Here is a 16,069-nt window from a genome sequence, read left to right as displayed (position 1 = left end):
CATGGGCAAGAAGCGCATCGTGATCGTGGGTGCGAGCCTGGCGGGATTGCGCGCGGCGGAAGCCCTGCGCAAGCAGGGCTTCGATGGCGGGCTGGTCATGCTGGGCGCGGAGGCGCATTTGCCGTACGACCGTCCACCACTGTCCAAGGAACTGCTCAAGGGCGATGTGGGCGCGGCGGCGCTGTCCTATCACCCCCAGGCCTGGTACGACGGGCAGGGCATAGAACTGATTCTTGGCTCGGCCGCAACGGGGCTGGATCCCGTCGCCCGGCGAGTGATGTACGCAAAAGGACCGCATGGCGCAAAAGGCCATTTGCAATATGACGGCCTGATCATCGCCTGCGGCGCGCGGGCCCGCCGACTGGAGAGCGGGATGCAAAAGCGGGGCGTCTTCGTCATTCGCTCGATCGAGGACTCTCTGGCGCTGAAAGCTGCGCTTCAGCCCGGCATGCAACTGGTCGTAATGGGTGCCGGATTTATCGGCGCCGAGGTTGCGGCCAGCGCCAGGGCACTCGGTGTCGAGGTGACGGTGCTGGAAGCTGCTGCAAGCCCCCTGCGGCGGGTTTTCGGAGAAGGCCTGGGCATGGCGCTCGGCCAACTGCACGGCGAGCACGGATCGGTGCTGCGCTGTGGCGTCGAGGTCTCCCGCATCCTCGGTCATGAACGAGTCATCGGCGTGGAGCTGACGGACGGCGCAACGCTGCCGGCGGACGTGGTAGTCGTGGGCATAGGCGCAGTGCCCAACGTCGAGTGGCTTGCCGGATCCGGATTGTCTGTCGGCAACGGCTTGCTGTGCGACGAGTTTCTCTGGACCGGCTGCGAGGGCGTTTATGCGGCGGGCGATGTCGCATCGTGCGTCAACACTTGGCTTGGCGAGCGCGTGCGCGGCGAGCAATGGACGACAGCCGGCGACCAGGGGCGTCTTGCCGCACTGAACCTGCTGGCAGGAAAAGAGGGCCATCAGGCCTTTGAAACTGCGCCGTATTTCTGGTCAGACCAGTACGGTTGCAGAATCCAGTCGATCGGACGGACGGTGTCGGCAGATCTGGTCCATCTGCTCGGATCGCCGCAGCAACGGCCCTTTGTCGGCGCGTTTGTGGAAAATGGCCTGACTGTCGGAGCCATTGCAGTGAATGCTCCCCGGCAATTCGCGAAATTGCGGCCTTTCGTCGTGCGCCGGGCCGCGTCCGCAGACCTTCCTTTGTTGTAGCTGGCCGGCCTTCGCGGGCATGTAAAAGTGCATGGCACGCTCTAGGGCCACTACCGCTTGGCAGAGCGGGGTGAGTGCGGCACCATGGGACGCTACGTACAAATACCCCCATGAAGATTCTGGTTGCCGACGATCACGTCATCTTCCGCGTCGGCCTGGAGCTGACGCTGGACGCATTGACGGGGGGCGCGCAGATCCATGCGGCCTGTGACTTTCCCTCCCTTGTCTCGCTCATCGAGGCGCATCCCGACGCAGACATCGCCGTGATCGATCTGAACATGCCTGGGATGAACGGGCCCGTCGGGCTTCAGATTCTTCGCGAGCGCCTGCGCAAAACCCCGATCCTGGTGCTATCCGCATCTGCCGAGCAGGACGACGTCTATGGCTGCCTGGCGAACGGCGCGTCAGGCTATGTTCACAAGGGGGCGCCGGCCGAGATGCTTCAGGATGCCGTTCGAGTGGTATGCGCTGGAGGCGTTTTCCTGCCGCGGCACCTGCTTGCGCAGCCTCCTGGCCAGGACGAAATCGCGCCGCAGCTAAGCCTGTCGCCACGTCAGCAGCAAGTCTTCGATCTGCTTGTGCAGGGGCACCCAAACAAGCGCATCGCCTTCGATCTGTCCGTGAGCGAGGGAACGGTCAAGGCCCATGTGGCCGCAATCATGCGCCGCTTTGGCGTGGTCAATCGCGTGCAATTGCTGCGCGCGGCAGAAAATGCTGGCCTGCTGTCAAGGGCCCGGCGTTTCCGAACCCTGCCCTGACGCCGACAGGCTGTGCAGCACGGCGTGCAGTGCCGCCGGCATGACGGGCTTGAAGAGCACCTTGCGGCGCGCGCCATTCCTCGTTGCCAACTCGGACGCATCGTAGTGGCCGGTCAGCATCAGGCCGGGCAGGGGGCCGAACCGGCGCTCGAGCTCGTCGTAGGCGTCGAAGCCATCCATAGGCCCGTTGATATGCCAGTCCGCAATCACCAACTCCGGAATGACGTCGCCGAGCCGCTGCAGCAGTTCGGGCAGTGTGGTTCCATGCCAGACCTGCCAGCCGCAGGCCTGCAGCGTCCGCGCAAGCCCGTCGGCGATGTCCGGGTCGTCCTCCAGCAGCGCTACACGCCGTGGCGGCAGCAAGGCGGGCAGGCGCGGCCTCGCTTCGCTCCTGGCCGAGGCTTTGCCTCTCCCGGACTTGTCGACCACTTGTACCTCGATGGAAAACACCGATCCGCGCCCTGGTGTCGATCTCACCGTTACGGTGTGTCCCAGCAGTTTTGCGAGGCGTCGCACGATTGCAAGCCCGAGTCCCAGTCCGGGCGAGAAGGAGTCGCGGCCATCGGGCAAGCGCACGAACTCGCGAAAGATCTGCTTGAGCTGATTGGCGGGAATGCCGCGGCCTGTATCCCAGACCTCGATTCGCAGGCGCGTGCCCTTGCGCCTGCAGCCGATGAGCACCTTGCCGCTCGACGTGTACTTCAACGCGTTGGAGACAAGATTGCGCAATATGCGCCCGAGCAACCGGGGATCGGTGGAGACAAGCTGGCGATTGGGGACGACACGCAGTTGTATGCCCCGGCGCAGGGCCTGCGCCTGCAATTGCGTGGCCACCGCGGCGATGACCTCTCCCGCATGGACTGCGGCAATGTGCGGGCGCAGCGCCCCGGCGTCGAGGCGGCTGAACTCCAGCAGGCTCTCCAGCAGTTCCATGCAGGCCTGCATCGAATGCTCGACTGCCTGCAGCATCTCGTGGCCGGCAAAGGTATGCACCTCCTGGCGCAGTGTGCCGATCAGCAGCACGGCGGCCTGCAGGGGCTGACTGATGTCATGGCTTGTCGAGGCCAGGAATTTGGCCGTCGCGGCCGCATTGGATTGCGCACGATCCCTCGCTGCCTCCAATTCACGCGTTCGCTGGGCGACCAGAGCCTCGAGCCGCTCTGCATTCAGGACCCGGTCCGTGATGTCGGTGTGAGTCCCCGCCAGACGGACCGCCCGGCCTTGCGCATCCCGCAGGACGGCTCCACGGGAAAGTATCCAGCGCCAGCCGCCGTCGTGGTGCTTGAGACGGAACTCGACCCGGTATTCTTCGGCGCGCCCATTGAGGTAGGCGTCGATCGAGTCGATGACTCGAGGCCGGTCCTGGTCATGCAGGCGGCTGAGAAATGTATTGATATGCGACGGACCGGCCTCGGCATGCTCTCCTACGAGTTCCAGCCAACGGCTTGAGTAATACACGGTTGAATCGACGATATTCCAGTCCCAAATGCCATCATTCGCGCTCATCGCCACGATGTGCAGCAATTCAGGGTCTGCCGAGAGTTGAGAGCTTCTCATTTTTCCTGCCCCCCAGGTGTGAAAGAGAAAAGGTTATTTTCAAGTTCTGGAGCCGCCTGGAGAAAGACAGTGCGGCCGGACCGACATGAGATGCACAGAGTATTGCGTACGACAGCTATCCGCGCGTAAATGTGCATGGCACGCCCTATTTTCAGAGAAGAGGGTTTGCACGGAATTTATTATCAACTTTCGTTGATGGTGCTTCATTCATTGGTTGATTTGCTTTGCAATTGGTTTAGAAGGTTTCGGGTCTTGAGTTTTGTTGCCTAGAATGGTTTGCATTGATCAATATGTATCTTTGCCTGGATATTTTTTCAAGGTGAGGAGATATTCAATCTTGCTTGTGCCGCTTTTGCGGCATGTCTTGAATTGAATGTATTCCCATTGTTGGTCCACAGCGAGAAGAATATGTCCCATGATGTCATCGAATGTGATCGGTCGATATGGCCGGGTGCCATCCGCGTTGACCGCGCCGCGCCTGCAAGCCTGGTTTCGCAGATCGTGGAGTCCGTCGAACGCTCGATCGACGCGGGCATCCTGAGGCCCGGTGAGAAGATCCCCTCGGTGCGTTGTCTTGCAAGAAGGCTGCAGGTCAGCACGTTCACGGTGCTGGAGGCAAATGAGCGGCTGGTCGCCTCTGGCCTGCTTTATGCAAGGCGCGGCGCCGGCTATTTCGTGTCGCGTCTGCACAAGACCGGTGCGTCGCACGGGAGTGCCGCAGGCCTGGAACACGGCTGCCTGCTCCGGGCGTATTCACCGGGACGCGTCGCGCCACAGGCCGGGATTCCTGTGTCGGGCAGCCACCTGCCATCCGATTGGTATGGCGATGGCTGGATACAGGATGCTGCCCGCCGGGCGCTGCGGGTGCATCCGGATCGGCTGCTGAGCGCGGGCAATCCGTTGGGCCTGCCCGAGTTGAGGCGCCTCATGGCCCAGCGGCTGGGAGCCAGCCTGGTCGCCGTCGACGAGCACCAGGTCATGGTGACCGCCGGCGCGACGCATGCCTGGGACCTGTTGCTGCGCACGCTGTGTCGGCCAGGCGATCGTGTGGGCATGGAAGATCCCGGCAGCCCCACTTTGCGGGCCTTGATTCTTCGGCATGGCTGCATTCCGGTGCCCGTGCATCGAGGCGCCGAGGGACTGGATATTGATGCGCTTTGTGCGGATTGCCTGCGTGCCACGCCCAGGCTGCTGTTCATCCAGACGGTTTACCAGAACCCGCTGGGCACCACGCTTTCCCCCTTGCAGTTGCACCGCCTGCTGGCATTGGCCGAACGCTTCGATCTGCTTGTCGTGGAAAGCGACATGTACCGTGCAATGGGCGAACCGGGGCAGCCTTGTCTGGCGGCAATGGATGGGTTGAAGCGGGTTGTACGGGTGGACAGCACGACGACGACGCTGTCTCCGCTGCTGCGGGTGGGCTTCATCTTTGCGTCGCCGACGCTGATCTCGAAGCTGGTGGACAGCAAAGTCGCGACGGGCTTCGCAGGCACGCGACTGGAGGAGCGGATTGTTTGCCAGATTCTGGGTTCGAGCGAGTACCGGCGAATGGTGGCGCGGCTTCAGGCCCGGATCGGCACTTGCCTGACCTCGGGGACGGAGCGCCTGCACAGGCTGGGCATGAGGCCTTTGGCGCAGCCGACGGGTGGCATTTTCATTTCGGCCGTATTGCCTTCGCCGGATGGGGTGGGCGCAGCCGACGATGCACGGATCAGCGAGGCCGCAAGCGCCAGCGGCCTCGCCGTGAAAGCCGGATCAGCCTTCTCCTGCCGGTCCGGCGATCGTGCCTGGATACGCCTGAACATCGCCTATCTGGACCACCCGGCGCTGTCGCGCTTCGTCGAGCGGCTGCGTGGCGCCGCCGATGGTCGCAATCGGCATAACTTTGCAACCAGCAACCTGGCGAAGGACACGACAGATGAGCACCTTGAGAGTTGAACTGGACCAGGCCACCTGCTGTGGCTCGAAGATGTGCGTAAACCTGGCTCCGCAGGCATTTGAACTGTTGAATGACGGTTTCGCGGGAGTGATGCGGCGTGCCGACGAGGTGCCCCTGGACGTGCTGAAGAAGGCGGCCAGAAGCTGTCCCACGCAATGCATCGTGATCTACCGCGACGACATCGAAGTTGATCTTTACTGAAAAGCAAGGCCCAAGCCCCTTGCAGGAGACCACCATGGCCCAAAACTGGCTCAGCGACAAACTGCCCTATCACCGCCCGGAATGGTTGGGCTCCTCGGACAACATCCAGCCCGGCACACCTGTTCAGCCGCCGCAGTACCGAACGCTGCAGTCCAGCGACAGCCCGGCAACGAGTTACGACCTCGGCACCACGGCAGAGTCATGGAAATATTTCTGGCACCCCGTCGCGACTGTCAAGGAGTTCCGCGGCCACACTCATAGCGGCAAGGGGCCGATGTCCACCGTTTTGCTGGGCCAGCGCATCGTTGTGGCCGAAATGGGCGGGCAGATCCAGGCCTTCGACGACAAGTGCCCGCATCGCGGCGCCTCGCTGGGGATGGGCTGGATCGAAGGGGACAACCTGCGTTGCCGCTATCACGGATGGTGCTTCGACTCGAAAGGCAAGTGCGTGGACATCCCGTCGCTGGGCGAAGGCGATCCGATTCCCGCACGTGCAAAACTGCAGGGCTATGACTGCCAGATCAAGTACGACTTGATCTGGGTCCGCCTGAAGCCCGGAGCGGATACCTCGATTCCGCATTTTCCCGCGTGGGATGACCCCGAGATGACCTGCATCCCTGGCGAACCCTATCTCTGGCCTTGCTCATCGGGCCGCCGGGTCGCGAACTTCATCGATGTGACCCACTTCGCCTTCGGTCACCAGGGAACGCTCGGCGGCCCGCCGCACACGCGCTTCAAACCCTACCCGATCACGCAGCGCGAGGGACGCCTGGAGTTCAATGTCGATACATTCCTCGCCTTCAATCCTGGCGACGCGACCTACGGGCCGCCCTCGGGTCCCGAGTCGGTGATGCTTGGCCCGGGCGCCTACCACTTGATCATGCCGTTCACCGTGGTGCTGTTCTTCAAGTGGTCCGAGACCCGGTCAACGCAGATCTTCATGCATCCGACTCCGATCGACGCGGAAAACTGCCGCAGCTATTGGTTCACGTGCCACACGAACGATGCGTCACCGGACCAGGAGCATCTGGCGCTGCAGTCCATCGTGCTGACCCAGGACCTGCCTTTGGTGGCATCCCACGTGCCTCGTTCCATCGGTGGACCTCACGAAGAGATTTCCGTTCCTGCGGACAAGCCGGAGATCATCTGGCGCAAGTGGATGCGCGAGCTTGCCCGGGCTGCGGACAAGGGTCCGGAAACGCTCAGTGCTTGCCTGCAGGAGAAGGCAGAGTATTGAGACGGGCGCCAGAGGCCCTGGCCGGATGGGGCCGATGCGCGCCGTGCACGCTACTTGCCCAACGGGATGGGCGTGCTGCGCGGCACGGGCACGGCCGTGACGCTGTTCTGCGGCGAGCCTTCGATCACGCGGTCCGAATAGGTCATGTAGACCAGGGTGTTGCGCTGCGCATCGACCATGCGCACCACGCGCAGGCGCTTGAACAGCAGGGAGATGCGTTCGCTGAACACCTCTTCCTGCTGCCTGAGCGGCGCGGGGATCTGGATGGCGCCGGTCTGGTGGCAGGTGATCGATGCCTCGGCACGGTCCTCGGCCAGGCCCAGCCCGCCCTTGATGCCGCCGGTCTTGGCACGCGAGACATAGCAGGTCACGCCAGCCACCTTGGGGTCGTCATAGGCATCGACCACGATCTTGTGGTCCGGGCCTATGAACTTGAACACCGTGTCCACGGCGCCGACCTGCTCGGCCCGGGCGCCACAGGCGCCCAGCAGCAGCGTGGCCAGAGCGGCCGTGAGCAAGGCCCGGCCTCGCGGGAAATACTTCATACTGGGTTCAATCATGGCGTTGCGTACGAGAGTGGCGCGGCCCAACTCAGGGACACCGAGGAAGGGCCGCCCCGCCCCGAGGGTGTCGTCGGTGGCCCGTATGCCCCCCTCCCGCGAGGCGAGAGAGGGGGAAGGCGCAAAGCGCCTCAGGGGGTGTTTTCACCCGCTACATGGCGGCGAAGATGCTCCAAGGCCTCTTCCACCTGGTCCACCAGCACCAGGCACAGGTCGCCTGGGGTCAGCCGCGCCAGCGCGTGGTCGATGGCGTTGAACTCGCCCTGGATCTGGGTCACGTAGTCGGTGCGCGGTGCGCCTTGCAGGCCTTGCTGCAGCAGGGCCAGCACTTCGCCGTCGGCGCGGCCGCGCTGGCAGGCATCCTGGTAGAGGATGACGTCGTCGAAGGCGCGGCCCAGGATCTGGGTCTGCTCGGTGATGTCCTGGTCGCGGCGGTCGCCCGCGCCGCTGATGACCACGCTGCGGCGCTGTGCCGGCATGGCGTCCACGGCCTGGACCAGGGCGCGGATGGCGTCTGGGTTGTGACCGTAGTCGGCGATCAGCGTGGCGCCACGGTAGTCCATGACGTTGAAGCGGCCCGGTGCGTTGTCGCTGTCGTTGACGAAGCCGGCCAGGCCACGGCGGATGGTCTGCCAGGGCATGCCCACGCCCCAGGCGGCCGCGATGGAGGCCATGACGTTCTCCACCTGGAAGCTGATGGTGCCGTTGCGCGTGATGGGGATCTCGCGCAGCGCGATGGTCTCGCGCCACGAGCTTTCGGCCGCGACGATGCTGTCGCCGTCCACGTAGACCACGCGATTGCCCTGGGCACGGTGCGTGGCCATCACGGGGTGGTGGCGGTCGGCCGCGAAATAGATGACCTTGCCCGGCGAGGTGGAGGCCATGGCCGCGACCAGCGGGTCGGCGGCGTTGAGCACGGCATAGCCGTCGGCGGCCACGTTCTGCACGATGACGCGCTTGAGCACGGCCACGTCTTCCACCGTGGTGATGAAGTTCAGGCCCAGGTGGTCGCCCGCGCCCACGTTGGTGACCACGGCCACCTGGCAGCGGTCGAAGCCCAGGCCTTCGCGCAGAATGCCGCCGCGTGCGCATTCGAGCACGGCCGCATCGGTCTCGGGGTGGGCCAGGGCGTTGCGCGCGCTGCGCGGGCCCGAGCAGTCGCCGCTGTCGATCTGGCGGCCGTTGACGTAGACACCGTCCGTGTTCGTCATGGCCGTGCGCCAGCCATGCGAGGTGAACAGATGGGCGATCAGGCGCGTGGTCGTGGTCTTGCCGTTGGTGCCGGTGACGGCCACCAGCGGGATGCGGCCATCCTGGCCCGGTGCGAACAGCTCATCGACCATGGGCACGCCCACGTTGCGCGGCTTGCCGAAGGAGGGCGCCAGGTGCATGCGCAGGCCCGGTGCGGCGTTGACTTCGACGATGCCGCCGTTTTGCTCCTCCAGCGGGCGCAGCATGGTCTCGCAGACCACGTCCACGCCGCAGATGTGCAGGCCGATGGTCTGGGCGGCCTCCACGGCGCGCGCGGCGATGTCGGGGTGCACGTCGTCCGTCACATCGGTGGCGCTGCCGCCGGTGGACAGGTTGGCGTTGTTGCGCAGCACCACGCGCTGGCCCTGGGCCGGCACGGATTCGGGCGTGAGCCCTTCGGTGGCGATGCGCGCGATGGCGATGTCGTCCAGGCGGATCTTGGTCAGCGCCGTGCCGTGGCCCGAGCCGCGGCGCGGGTCCTGGTTGACGATGTCCACCAGCTCGCGGATGGTGTGCTGGCCGTCGCCCAGCACCTGGGGCGGCTCGCGGCGCGCAGCGGCCACCAGCTGGCCGCCGACCACCAGCAGGCGGAAGTCATGGCCGGGCAGGAAGCGCTCGACCATGATGTCGTCGCCGAATTCCGAGGCGGTGGCGAAGGCGGCCTTGAGCTGCTCGTGCGTGGTGATGTTGACCACCACGCCCTTGCCCTGGTTGCCGTCCTGGGGCTTGACCACCACGGGCAGGCCCACCTCCTGGGCCACGAGCCAGGCTTCTTCCACGTCCTTGACGGGGCGGCCCAGCGGCACGGGCACGCCGGCGGCGTGCAGCAGGCGCTTGGTCAGGTCCTTGTCCTGGGCGATGGACTCGGCCACGGCGCTGGTCTGGTCCAGCTCGGCGGCCTGGATGCGGCGCGCCTTGGAGCCCCAGCCCAGCTGTACCAGCGAGCCCGAGGTCAGGCGGCGGATGGGAATGCCACGCGCCACGGCCGCATCGACGATGGAGCCGGTGGAGGGGCCGATGCGCTCGTCCTCGTCGAGTTCGCGCAGCTGGGCCACCACCTTGTCGGCGTCGAAGGGCGTATCGGCCAGGGCCGACTGCAGCAGTTCGCCGGCCTGCTCCATGGCCAGGCGGCCGACGGCCTCTTCGGTGTACTCCACCACCACCTGGTAGGTGCCGGTCTCCACGGTTTCATGCGTGCGGCTGAAGGTCACCGGGCAGCCGGCCTGGGCCTGCAGCGACAGGGCCGCGACTTCCAGCACCTGGGCCAGCGACAGGCGCTGGTCGGCGCCGTGCGGCTGCAGCGTGCCGATCTTGGGAAAGCGCGCGCGCAGCCGGTCCTCGAAGCCGGGCAGGGCCGAGTAGTCGCACTCGCCGGGCTCGCATTGCACGATGGCTTCGATGGCGGTGCTGCGGGTCCAGAGATTGGGGCCGCGCAGGGCTCGGATGCGGGTGATCTGCATAGTGTCTTCTTTCGGAGGGCAGGCCCGCGTCGCCGGGCCTGCCTGCATGTCATCGTGGGGTCGGGCTCAGGCGGCGGTGGCTGCGGCGGCCGGCGTGTAGTCGAAGGTCTTGATGCCGGCGACGATGAGGTCGGGGGCAATGTCCATGGACCACGCGGCGGCAATGGCGGCCAGCAGGGCCGGCGTGTCCGGGCGCAGGCCGCCGGGCAGGCTCAGTGCGTCCAGCGTGCCCAGCACGCGCTCTGCAGCGCCCGTGGCCAGGATCACCTGGTTGCCACGCACGAAGACGGCGCGGCCTTCGCCCCCGTTCTCGGCGGTCTTGCGGTGCTCTGCCACCACGGGGCTGTCTGCCTGCATCGAGTAGAACAGCACCTCGCCGTCGCACAGGCGTGCCAGGTCGGCCACCTGCTCGATGTCGGCATTGAGGACGCCCGCGCCCTCGTCCAGCACCACGTCGATCTGGGTGCGCATCACGCGCGTCATCTGCGACTGCTCGTGCACGTCATGGTCGGGCAGCTGCTCGAAGCCGTCCATGTCGGTGACCACGCCGACCAGGCAGCGGTCGTAGGCCAGGCCTTCCTCCAGGATGGAGCGGGCCGTGGTCTGGATGACGGCGGCCTGGGCCAGGCGGTTGGTCAACAGACGATGGGCGCCTGCCCAGTTGGCGGTGTTGGTCTTCTGGGTCTGGCGGTTGGACAGGAACATGCCCTCGCTGCTGGCCACGCCCGTGAGCTTGCCCGACAACTGCAGCAGCCAGCCGACGAGGCGGGCCGTGAAACCGTTGTTTCGCGTGCCGGCAATGCCGACCAGGGGAATGCGGCCGGCGGCCGTGCCTTCTTCGGTGCGCGGGAACAGATGGTCGGCAATGGCCATGCCCACGGGGCGCGGTGCGCCGCTGGTGGGCTTCAGGTGCATCAGCAGGCCGGGGCCGGCGTTGACTTCGAGGATGGCGCCGCCCTGCTCCTTCATGGGGCGCGAGACGTCCTGCAGGATCATGTCCATGCCCGCGATGTCCAGGCCCACGATCTTGGCGGCCAGCGTGGCCATGTAGGCCACTTCGGGGTGGACTTCGTCGGTGCAGTCGATGGCCATGTTGCCGTTGCGCTGCAGCAGCACGCTGGCGCCCTGGGCGGGAATGGTGTCGGGCGTGACGTTCTGGCGCTTGAGTTCCAGCTTCACGGCCGGGGCTTCGAGGTTGATCCAGTCCAGCGGGTATTCCTGCTCGGGGCCGCGGCGCGGGTCCTGGTTGACCACGGCGACCAGCTCGCGCACCGTGGACTTGCCGTTGCCGGCCACGCTCACGGTCTCGCCACGGCAGGCCGCCACGACCTTGCCGCCCACCACCAGGATGCGGTGCTCGGTGCCGTCGATGAAGCGCTCGACGATGACGTCGGAGCCTTCGGGCTGGGCCAGGGCAAATGCGGCCTTGATGTCGGCCTCGTCGCGCAGGTCCAGCGTCACGCCACGCGCGTGGTTGCCGTCCGAGGGCTTGACGGTGACGGGAAAGCCGATGTCCTGTGCCACTTCCCAGGCTTCTTCGGGGCTGTTGACGATCTGGCCTTCGGGCACGGGCACGCCGCAGGCGGCCAGCAGGCGCTTGGTGAAGTCCTTGTCCTGGGCAATGCCCTCGGCGATGGCGCTGGTCTGGTCGCTCTCGGCGGTCCAGATGCGGCGCTGCGCGGCGCCATAGCCGAGCTGCACGAGGTTGCCGTCATTGAGGCGGATGTGGGGAATGCGGCGCTCGCCGGCCGCATCGACGATGCAGCCCGTGCTCGGGCCCAGGTAGCGGTCGTTGATCTCGGTCTTGATGGCCTTGACGGCGGCCTTCAGGTCGAAGGGCTCGTCGTTGATGGCGGCCATGATCAGCCGGTGGCCGTAGGCCAGGGCCGTGCGCGCCACGGTTTCCTCGGGGCAGCGGAAGACCATGCGGTAGATGCCGCGCTGGGAAATCTCGCGCGTCTGGCCGAACTCGGCCGGCATGCCCGCCAGGTTCAGCAGCTCGATGATGATGTGCTCCAGCACATGGCCGCACCAGGTGCCGCCTTCCAGGCGCTGGATGAAGCCGCCGCGCTCGCCCACGCCGCAGTGGTGCTCGATCAGGTCGGGCAGCCAGGCCGTCAGGCGCTCGTTGAAACCGGCAAGCTTGTTCGAGGGATAGTCCTCCAGCTCACCAAGATCCAGCCAGACCTCCAGCACGGGACGGTAGGTCCAGACGCTGGGTCCACGCAGGTAGGTGGTGCGCAAGAGTTGGATGTCTTTGAATTTCGCCATGTCGATCAACGGGTAAGCGTGAGCGACGACCCGGGTGCGGATCGCCGGAGAATGGGAGAGGATTGTGCGCCCAGAAAGCCCATGCGCAGTGCTGTCAGCCTAAACCAGGGCTGGCGCGTTGAGCAGGGTATGCCGTGCAAAGCGCGGGATATCCACCGGGGAGCTGCGGTTGCCCGCATGACACCAGGAGCCGCCAGGGGCGGGAAAAACAACTCAACATGCAAGAACACCATTCTGTGGACGTTTCGGCCTTCCTTGCCAGCCCCCGCGGGGCTGGGCTGCGAGCCAGGCTCGCTTCCAATGAAAACGTGCTGGCCCTCGTCCCGGTTGACCTGACCCTCGACATGCGCTTCGGCGAAGGCTGGGTTGTGCTGACCAACCAGCGGCTCCTCGCCTGTGATCCTGCGGATCAAGAGTGGAGTGAGTGGGCACTATCTGTTGATCAGAATCTGCGCACGCTGGACCACGGCGGCGTGGGCAACCTCGAGCTGCACGGCCCGGCCGCCCGGCTGGCGCTGTGGCGCTTCACGCTGCGCCACCAGGCGGCCGTGCTGCGCCTGCTGCAGCAGTTCGACCATGAGCGCGAGCGCCTGGCGCGCGGCGAGGACTTTGCCGCGCCCGAGGACGACGTGCCCCGCTGCCCGGCCTGCCAGGCCGAGCTGCCGCCCGAGGCCGACGAATGCCCGGCCTGCGCGCGCCAGCAGGGCCCGCAGACCTCCACCTGGGTGCTGCTGCGCCTGTGGCGCTTCGCCCACCCCTACCGGCACCAGCTGCTGCTGGGCTTTCTGCTGACGCTGGCCTCCACGGGCGCCACCCTGGTGGCGCCCTACCTGACCATTCCCATCGTGGACAAGATCCTGATCCCGTTCCAGAACGGGCAGCAGATCGACAGCAGCCTCGTGGTCTTCTACCTGAGCGGGCTGCTTGCGGCGGCGCTGGTGGCCTGGGGCCTGGGCTGGGCGCGCACCTTCGTGCTGGCCAAGGTGTCCGAGCGCATAGGGTCTGACCTGCGCACCACCACCTACAACCACCTGTTGACGCTGTCGCTGGACTACTACGGCAGCAAGCGCACGGGCGACCTGATGGCGCGCATCGGGGCGGAAACAGATCGCATCAATTTGTTTCTATCCTTGAATGCACTGGATTTCGCCACCGACGTGCTGATGATCGTGATGACCTCGGTCATCCTGTTCTCCATCAATCCGTGGCTGGCCCTGGTCACCCTGGTGCCGCTGCCCTTCATCGCCTGGATGATCCATCTGGTGCGCGACCGCCTGCGCACGGGCTTCGAGAAGATCGACCGCGTCTGGTCCGAAGTGACCAATGTGCTGGCCGACACCATTCCCGGCATCCGCGTGGTCAAGGCCTTCGCCCAGGAAAAGCGCGAGGCCGATCGCTTTGCCCAGGCCAACCTGGTCAACCTGCAGGCCAACGACAAGGTCAACAAGACCTGGTCGCTGTTCACGCCCACGGTGACGCTGCTGACCGAGATCGGCCTGCTCGTGGTCTGGGGCTTCGGCATCTGGCTGGTGGCCGGTGGCCAGATCACGGTCGGTATCCTGACGGCCTTCATCGCCTACATCGGCCGCTTCTACAGCCGCCTGGACTCGATGAGTCGCATCGTCTCGGTCACGCAGAAGGCGGCAGCCGGCGCCAAGCGCATCTTCGACATCCTGGACCACGTGAGCAACGTGCCCGACCCGGTCAACCCGGTCAAGCTGCCGCGCGTGCAAGGCGCCATCACGCTGGACAACCTGAGCTTCCGCTACGGCAGCCGCGCCGTGATCAAGAACCTGGATCTGCAGATTCGCCCGGGTGAAATGATCGGCCTGGTGGGCCACAGCGGCTCGGGCAAGAGCACCCTGGTCAACCTGATCAGCCGCTTCTATGACGTGAGCGAGGGCTCCATCCAGCTCGACGGCGTGGACATCCGCAGGCTCAAGGTCTCGGACTTCCGCAGCAACATCGGCTTGGTGCTGCAGGAGCCCTTCCTGTTCTTCGGCACCATTGCCGAGAACATCGCCTACGGCAAGCCCGACGCCACGCGCGAGGAAATCGTGGCGGCGGCGCGTGCGGCCCATGCCCATGAATTCATTCTGCGCCTGCCGCACGGCTACGACTCCCTGGTGGGCGAACGCGGCCAGGGCCTGTCGGGCGGCGAGCGCCAGCGCATCTCCATTGCGCGCGCACTGCTGATCGATCCGCGCATCCTGATCCTGGACGAGGCCACCTCGGCCGTGGATACCGAGACCGAGAAGGAGATCCAGAAGGCGCTGGACAACCTGGTGCAGGGACGCACGACGATTGCCATTGCCCACCGCCTTTCCACGCTGCGCAAGGCCGACCGTCTCGTGGTCATGGACCGGGGCGAGATCGTGGAAGTGGGCCCGCACGACGAGCTGATGGAAAAGCAGGGCGCCTACTGGCGCCTGTACCAGGCCCAGGCGCGGCGCGCCGAAGAGGATGCCCAGGCCGCAGGCCTGACCCTGGCCGCAACCACCATCGAGGAGTAAGCCATGTCCAACGCCCAACATTCCGCTGCCGGCGCCGATCTGAGCGGTGTGCGCATGGAGCGCAACGCCCATGGCCGCCTGGTGCTGATCCTGGCCGACGGCACGCGCCACGAATCCGTGGTGCCCGTGCGCGCCTTTCCCATTGCCGCGCCGCTGCAAGGCCTGTCCCTGGTCTCCGTCGATGGCAAGGAGGCGCTGTGGGTGGACCACATGGACCACCTGCCGGCGCAGGCCCGCACGCTGATCGAGGAAGACCTGGCCGTGCGCGAGTTCGTGCCCGTCATCCAGCGCATCCACAAGGTGTCCGGCTTTTCCACGCCCAGCACCTGGGACCTGGAGACCGACCGGGGCCCCGTGCAGCTCGTGCTCAAGGCCGAGGAGGACATCCGGCGCCTGTCGGGCCGCACGCATCTGATGATCACCAGCCAGGACGGCGTGCAGTTCAGCGTGCCCGACAGCACGGCGCTGGACCGCACCTCGCGCAAGCTGCTGGAGCGTTTCCTCTAGAGCCTGGTCGGGGTGAGCAAGGGGTTTACCCTTGGTTTGAGGCAGGCCGAAGCGTCTTGCAAAAAAAGCGCTTCAGTTCTTTCAGCTTCTGTCGATGATGAGGCGACGGCGGGAAATTCCCGCCCACAGCACACATCCAGCAAGAGGGTCGAGCCATGCCAATTCCACCTGTTGACCGATCACCCATACCGTGGCGCCCGCAAAGCGCCGATCTGTACTCCACCGGTGCGTCGGGCGCGGTGCCCGTGCGCCCTGTGAACGCCACCAACGCCGTCGAATCCACGGACCGCATCGGCGAGGGCCGGGTGGTGCGCGATCCTGAAAAACCGTCCGTGGTGGACCAGGAAAACCGCGACTGGACGCTGGCCGAGGAGATCAAGCAGAAGGAAGAGGTCGAGGAGCCGCCCAAGGAGCCGATCTCCAAGCAGCTCATCGAGTTCATCCAGTCGATGTGGCGTGCCAGCGCCATGGCCGTGGAGCAGGCCCAGGAGGTCAGCAAGGCCGACGATGTGGCACGCAACAAGATGCAGGTGCGCGACGAACCGTTGACCTATTCGGAACCCAAGGTCAAGCGTACCGGCGGACTTTGAGTGTCAGGGGCGCGG

General features: G+C 65.7%; 12 protein-coding genes. 8 read left to right on the top strand and 4 right to left on the bottom strand.

The window, feature by feature from the left end:
• Window position 1: 1 nt before the first annotated feature.
• A complete protein-coding gene (locus tag A9976_RS14495) occupies window positions 2–1,210 on the top strand; it encodes an NAD(P)/FAD-dependent oxidoreductase (protein WP_183019587.1) in 1,209 nt (402 codons plus the stop codon).
• Window positions 1,211–1,320: 110 nt separating this feature from the next.
• On the top strand, window positions 1,321–1,968 hold the full coding sequence (locus tag A9976_RS14490) for a response regulator transcription factor (RefSeq protein ID WP_183019586.1): 648 nt from the start codon (window positions 1,321–1,323) through the stop codon (window positions 1,966–1,968).
• Here the strand turns inward: A9976_RS14490 and A9976_RS14485 are convergent.
• Window positions 1,936–3,525: a hybrid sensor histidine kinase/response regulator gene (locus tag A9976_RS14485; protein WP_183019585.1), complete on the bottom strand. Its 1,590-nt coding sequence runs from the start codon at window positions 3,523–3,525 to the stop codon at window positions 1,936–1,938. The two genes, A9976_RS14490 and A9976_RS14485, sit on opposite strands and share 33 nt — an antisense overlap.
• Before the next feature lie 408 nt (window positions 3,526–3,933).
• On the opposite strand from A9976_RS14485, the gene A9976_RS14480 reads away from it, so the two are divergent.
• Genes A9976_RS14480 through A9976_RS14470 form a run of 3 tightly spaced genes read left to right on the top strand, consistent with a single transcriptional unit; the run spans window position 3,934 to window position 6,902 of the window.
• On the top strand, window positions 3,934–5,463 hold the full coding sequence (locus A9976_RS14480; RefSeq protein ID WP_183019584.1) for a PLP-dependent aminotransferase family protein: 1,530 nt from the start codon (window positions 3,934–3,936) through the stop codon (window positions 5,461–5,463).
• Window positions 5,444–5,665 (top strand): ferredoxin, encoded by a 222-nt coding sequence (locus tag A9976_RS14475; RefSeq protein ID WP_183019583.1) that lies wholly within the window; start codon window positions 5,444–5,446, stop codon window positions 5,663–5,665. The genes A9976_RS14480 and A9976_RS14475 overlap by 20 nt, the downstream gene beginning before the upstream one ends.
• A gap of 34 nt (window positions 5,666–5,699) precedes the next feature.
• Window positions 5,700–6,902 (top strand): Rieske 2Fe-2S domain-containing protein, encoded by a 1,203-nt coding sequence (locus tag A9976_RS14470; RefSeq protein WP_183019582.1) that lies wholly within the window; start codon window positions 5,700–5,702, stop codon window positions 6,900–6,902.
• Window positions 6,903–6,952: 50 nt separating this feature from the next.
• Here the strand turns inward: A9976_RS14470 and A9976_RS14465 are convergent, their stop codons facing one another.
• The 3 genes from A9976_RS14465 to cphA (A9976_RS14455) form a co-directional block, all read right to left on the bottom strand.
• Window positions 6,953–7,462: a CreA family protein gene (locus A9976_RS14465; RefSeq protein WP_232245716.1), complete on the bottom strand. Its 510-nt coding sequence runs from the start codon at window positions 7,460–7,462 to the stop codon at window positions 6,953–6,955.
• Between the two features lie 131 nt (window positions 7,463–7,593).
• Entirely contained in the window at window positions 7,594–10,173 is a 2,580-nt protein-coding gene (gene cphA, locus A9976_RS14460; RefSeq protein WP_183019581.1) for a cyanophycin synthetase, read from the bottom strand.
• 66 nt (window positions 10,174–10,239) lie between these two features.
• A complete protein-coding gene (cphA, locus tag A9976_RS14455) occupies window positions 10,240–12,444 on the bottom strand; it encodes a cyanophycin synthetase (protein WP_183019580.1) in 2,205 nt (734 codons plus the stop codon).
• A 218-nt stretch (window positions 12,445–12,662) separates the two neighbouring features.
• Here cphA (A9976_RS14455) and A9976_RS14450 point away from each other — a divergent pair, with 218 nt between their 5' ends.
• The 3 genes from A9976_RS14450 (at window position 12,663) to A9976_RS14440 (ending at window position 16,054) form a co-directional block, all read left to right on the top strand.
• Window positions 12,663–14,957 carry an ABC transporter transmembrane domain-containing protein gene (locus tag A9976_RS14450; protein WP_183019579.1) on the top strand — a complete coding sequence of 765 codons (2,295 nt, stop codon included), beginning with the start codon at window positions 12,663–12,665 and terminating at the stop codon, window positions 14,955–14,957.
• Between the two features lie 3 nt (window positions 14,958–14,960).
• Complete coding sequence (locus tag A9976_RS14445; protein ID WP_183019578.1) at window positions 14,961–15,464, top strand: DUF1854 domain-containing protein; 504 nt, start codon at window positions 14,961–14,963, stop codon at window positions 15,462–15,464.
• A gap of 155 nt (window positions 15,465–15,619) precedes the next feature.
• On the top strand, window positions 15,620–16,054 hold the full coding sequence (locus tag A9976_RS14440) for a hypothetical protein (RefSeq protein ID WP_012207503.1): 435 nt from the start codon (window positions 15,620–15,622) through the stop codon (window positions 16,052–16,054).
• The last annotated feature ends 15 nt before the right edge of the window (window positions 16,055–16,069 follow it).

The sequence above is a fragment of the Delftia sp. UME58 genome (genome assembly GCF_014170385.1).
Classification (GTDB): Bacteria; Pseudomonadota; Gammaproteobacteria; order Burkholderiales; family Burkholderiaceae_C; genus Comamonas; species Comamonas acidovorans.
Note: the sequence above shows the minus strand (reverse complement) of the source record. Positions and strands in the feature narration are given on the sequence as shown.

Excerpts from the sequence above, each read along its gene's own strand:
- A9976_RS14495 (WP_183019587.1), top strand. The coding sequence starts at position 2 with ATGGGCAAGAAGCGCATCGTGATCGTGGGTGCGAGCCTGGCGGGATTG.
- A9976_RS14490 (WP_183019586.1), top strand. The coding sequence starts at position 1,321 with ATGAAGATTCTGGTTGCCGACGATCACGTCATCTTCCGCGTCGGCCTG.
- A9976_RS14485 (WP_183019585.1), bottom strand. The coding sequence starts at position 3,525 with ATGAGAAGCTCTCAACTCTCGGCAGACCCTGAATTGCTGCACATCGTG.
- A9976_RS14480 (WP_183019584.1), top strand. The coding sequence starts at position 3,934 with ATGTCCCATGATGTCATCGAATGTGATCGGTCGATATGGCCGGGTGCC.
- A9976_RS14475 (WP_183019583.1), top strand. The coding sequence starts at position 5,444 with ATGAGCACCTTGAGAGTTGAACTGGACCAGGCCACCTGCTGTGGCTCG.
- A9976_RS14470 (WP_183019582.1), top strand. The coding sequence starts at position 5,700 with ATGGCCCAAAACTGGCTCAGCGACAAACTGCCCTATCACCGCCCGGAA.
- A9976_RS14465 (WP_232245716.1), bottom strand. The coding sequence starts at position 7,462 with ATGATTGAACCCAGTATGAAGTATTTCCCGCGAGGCCGGGCCTTGCTC.
- cphA (WP_183019581.1), bottom strand. The coding sequence starts at position 10,173 with ATGCAGATCACCCGCATCCGAGCCCTGCGCGGCCCCAATCTCTGGACC.
- cphA (WP_183019580.1), bottom strand. The coding sequence starts at position 12,444 with ATGGCGAAATTCAAAGACATCCAACTCTTGCGCACCACCTACCTGCGT.
- A9976_RS14450 (WP_183019579.1), top strand. The coding sequence starts at position 12,663 with ATGCAAGAACACCATTCTGTGGACGTTTCGGCCTTCCTTGCCAGCCCC.
- A9976_RS14445 (WP_183019578.1), top strand. The coding sequence starts at position 14,961 with ATGTCCAACGCCCAACATTCCGCTGCCGGCGCCGATCTGAGCGGTGTG.
- A9976_RS14440 (WP_012207503.1), top strand. The coding sequence starts at position 15,620 with ATGCCAATTCCACCTGTTGACCGATCACCCATACCGTGGCGCCCGCAA.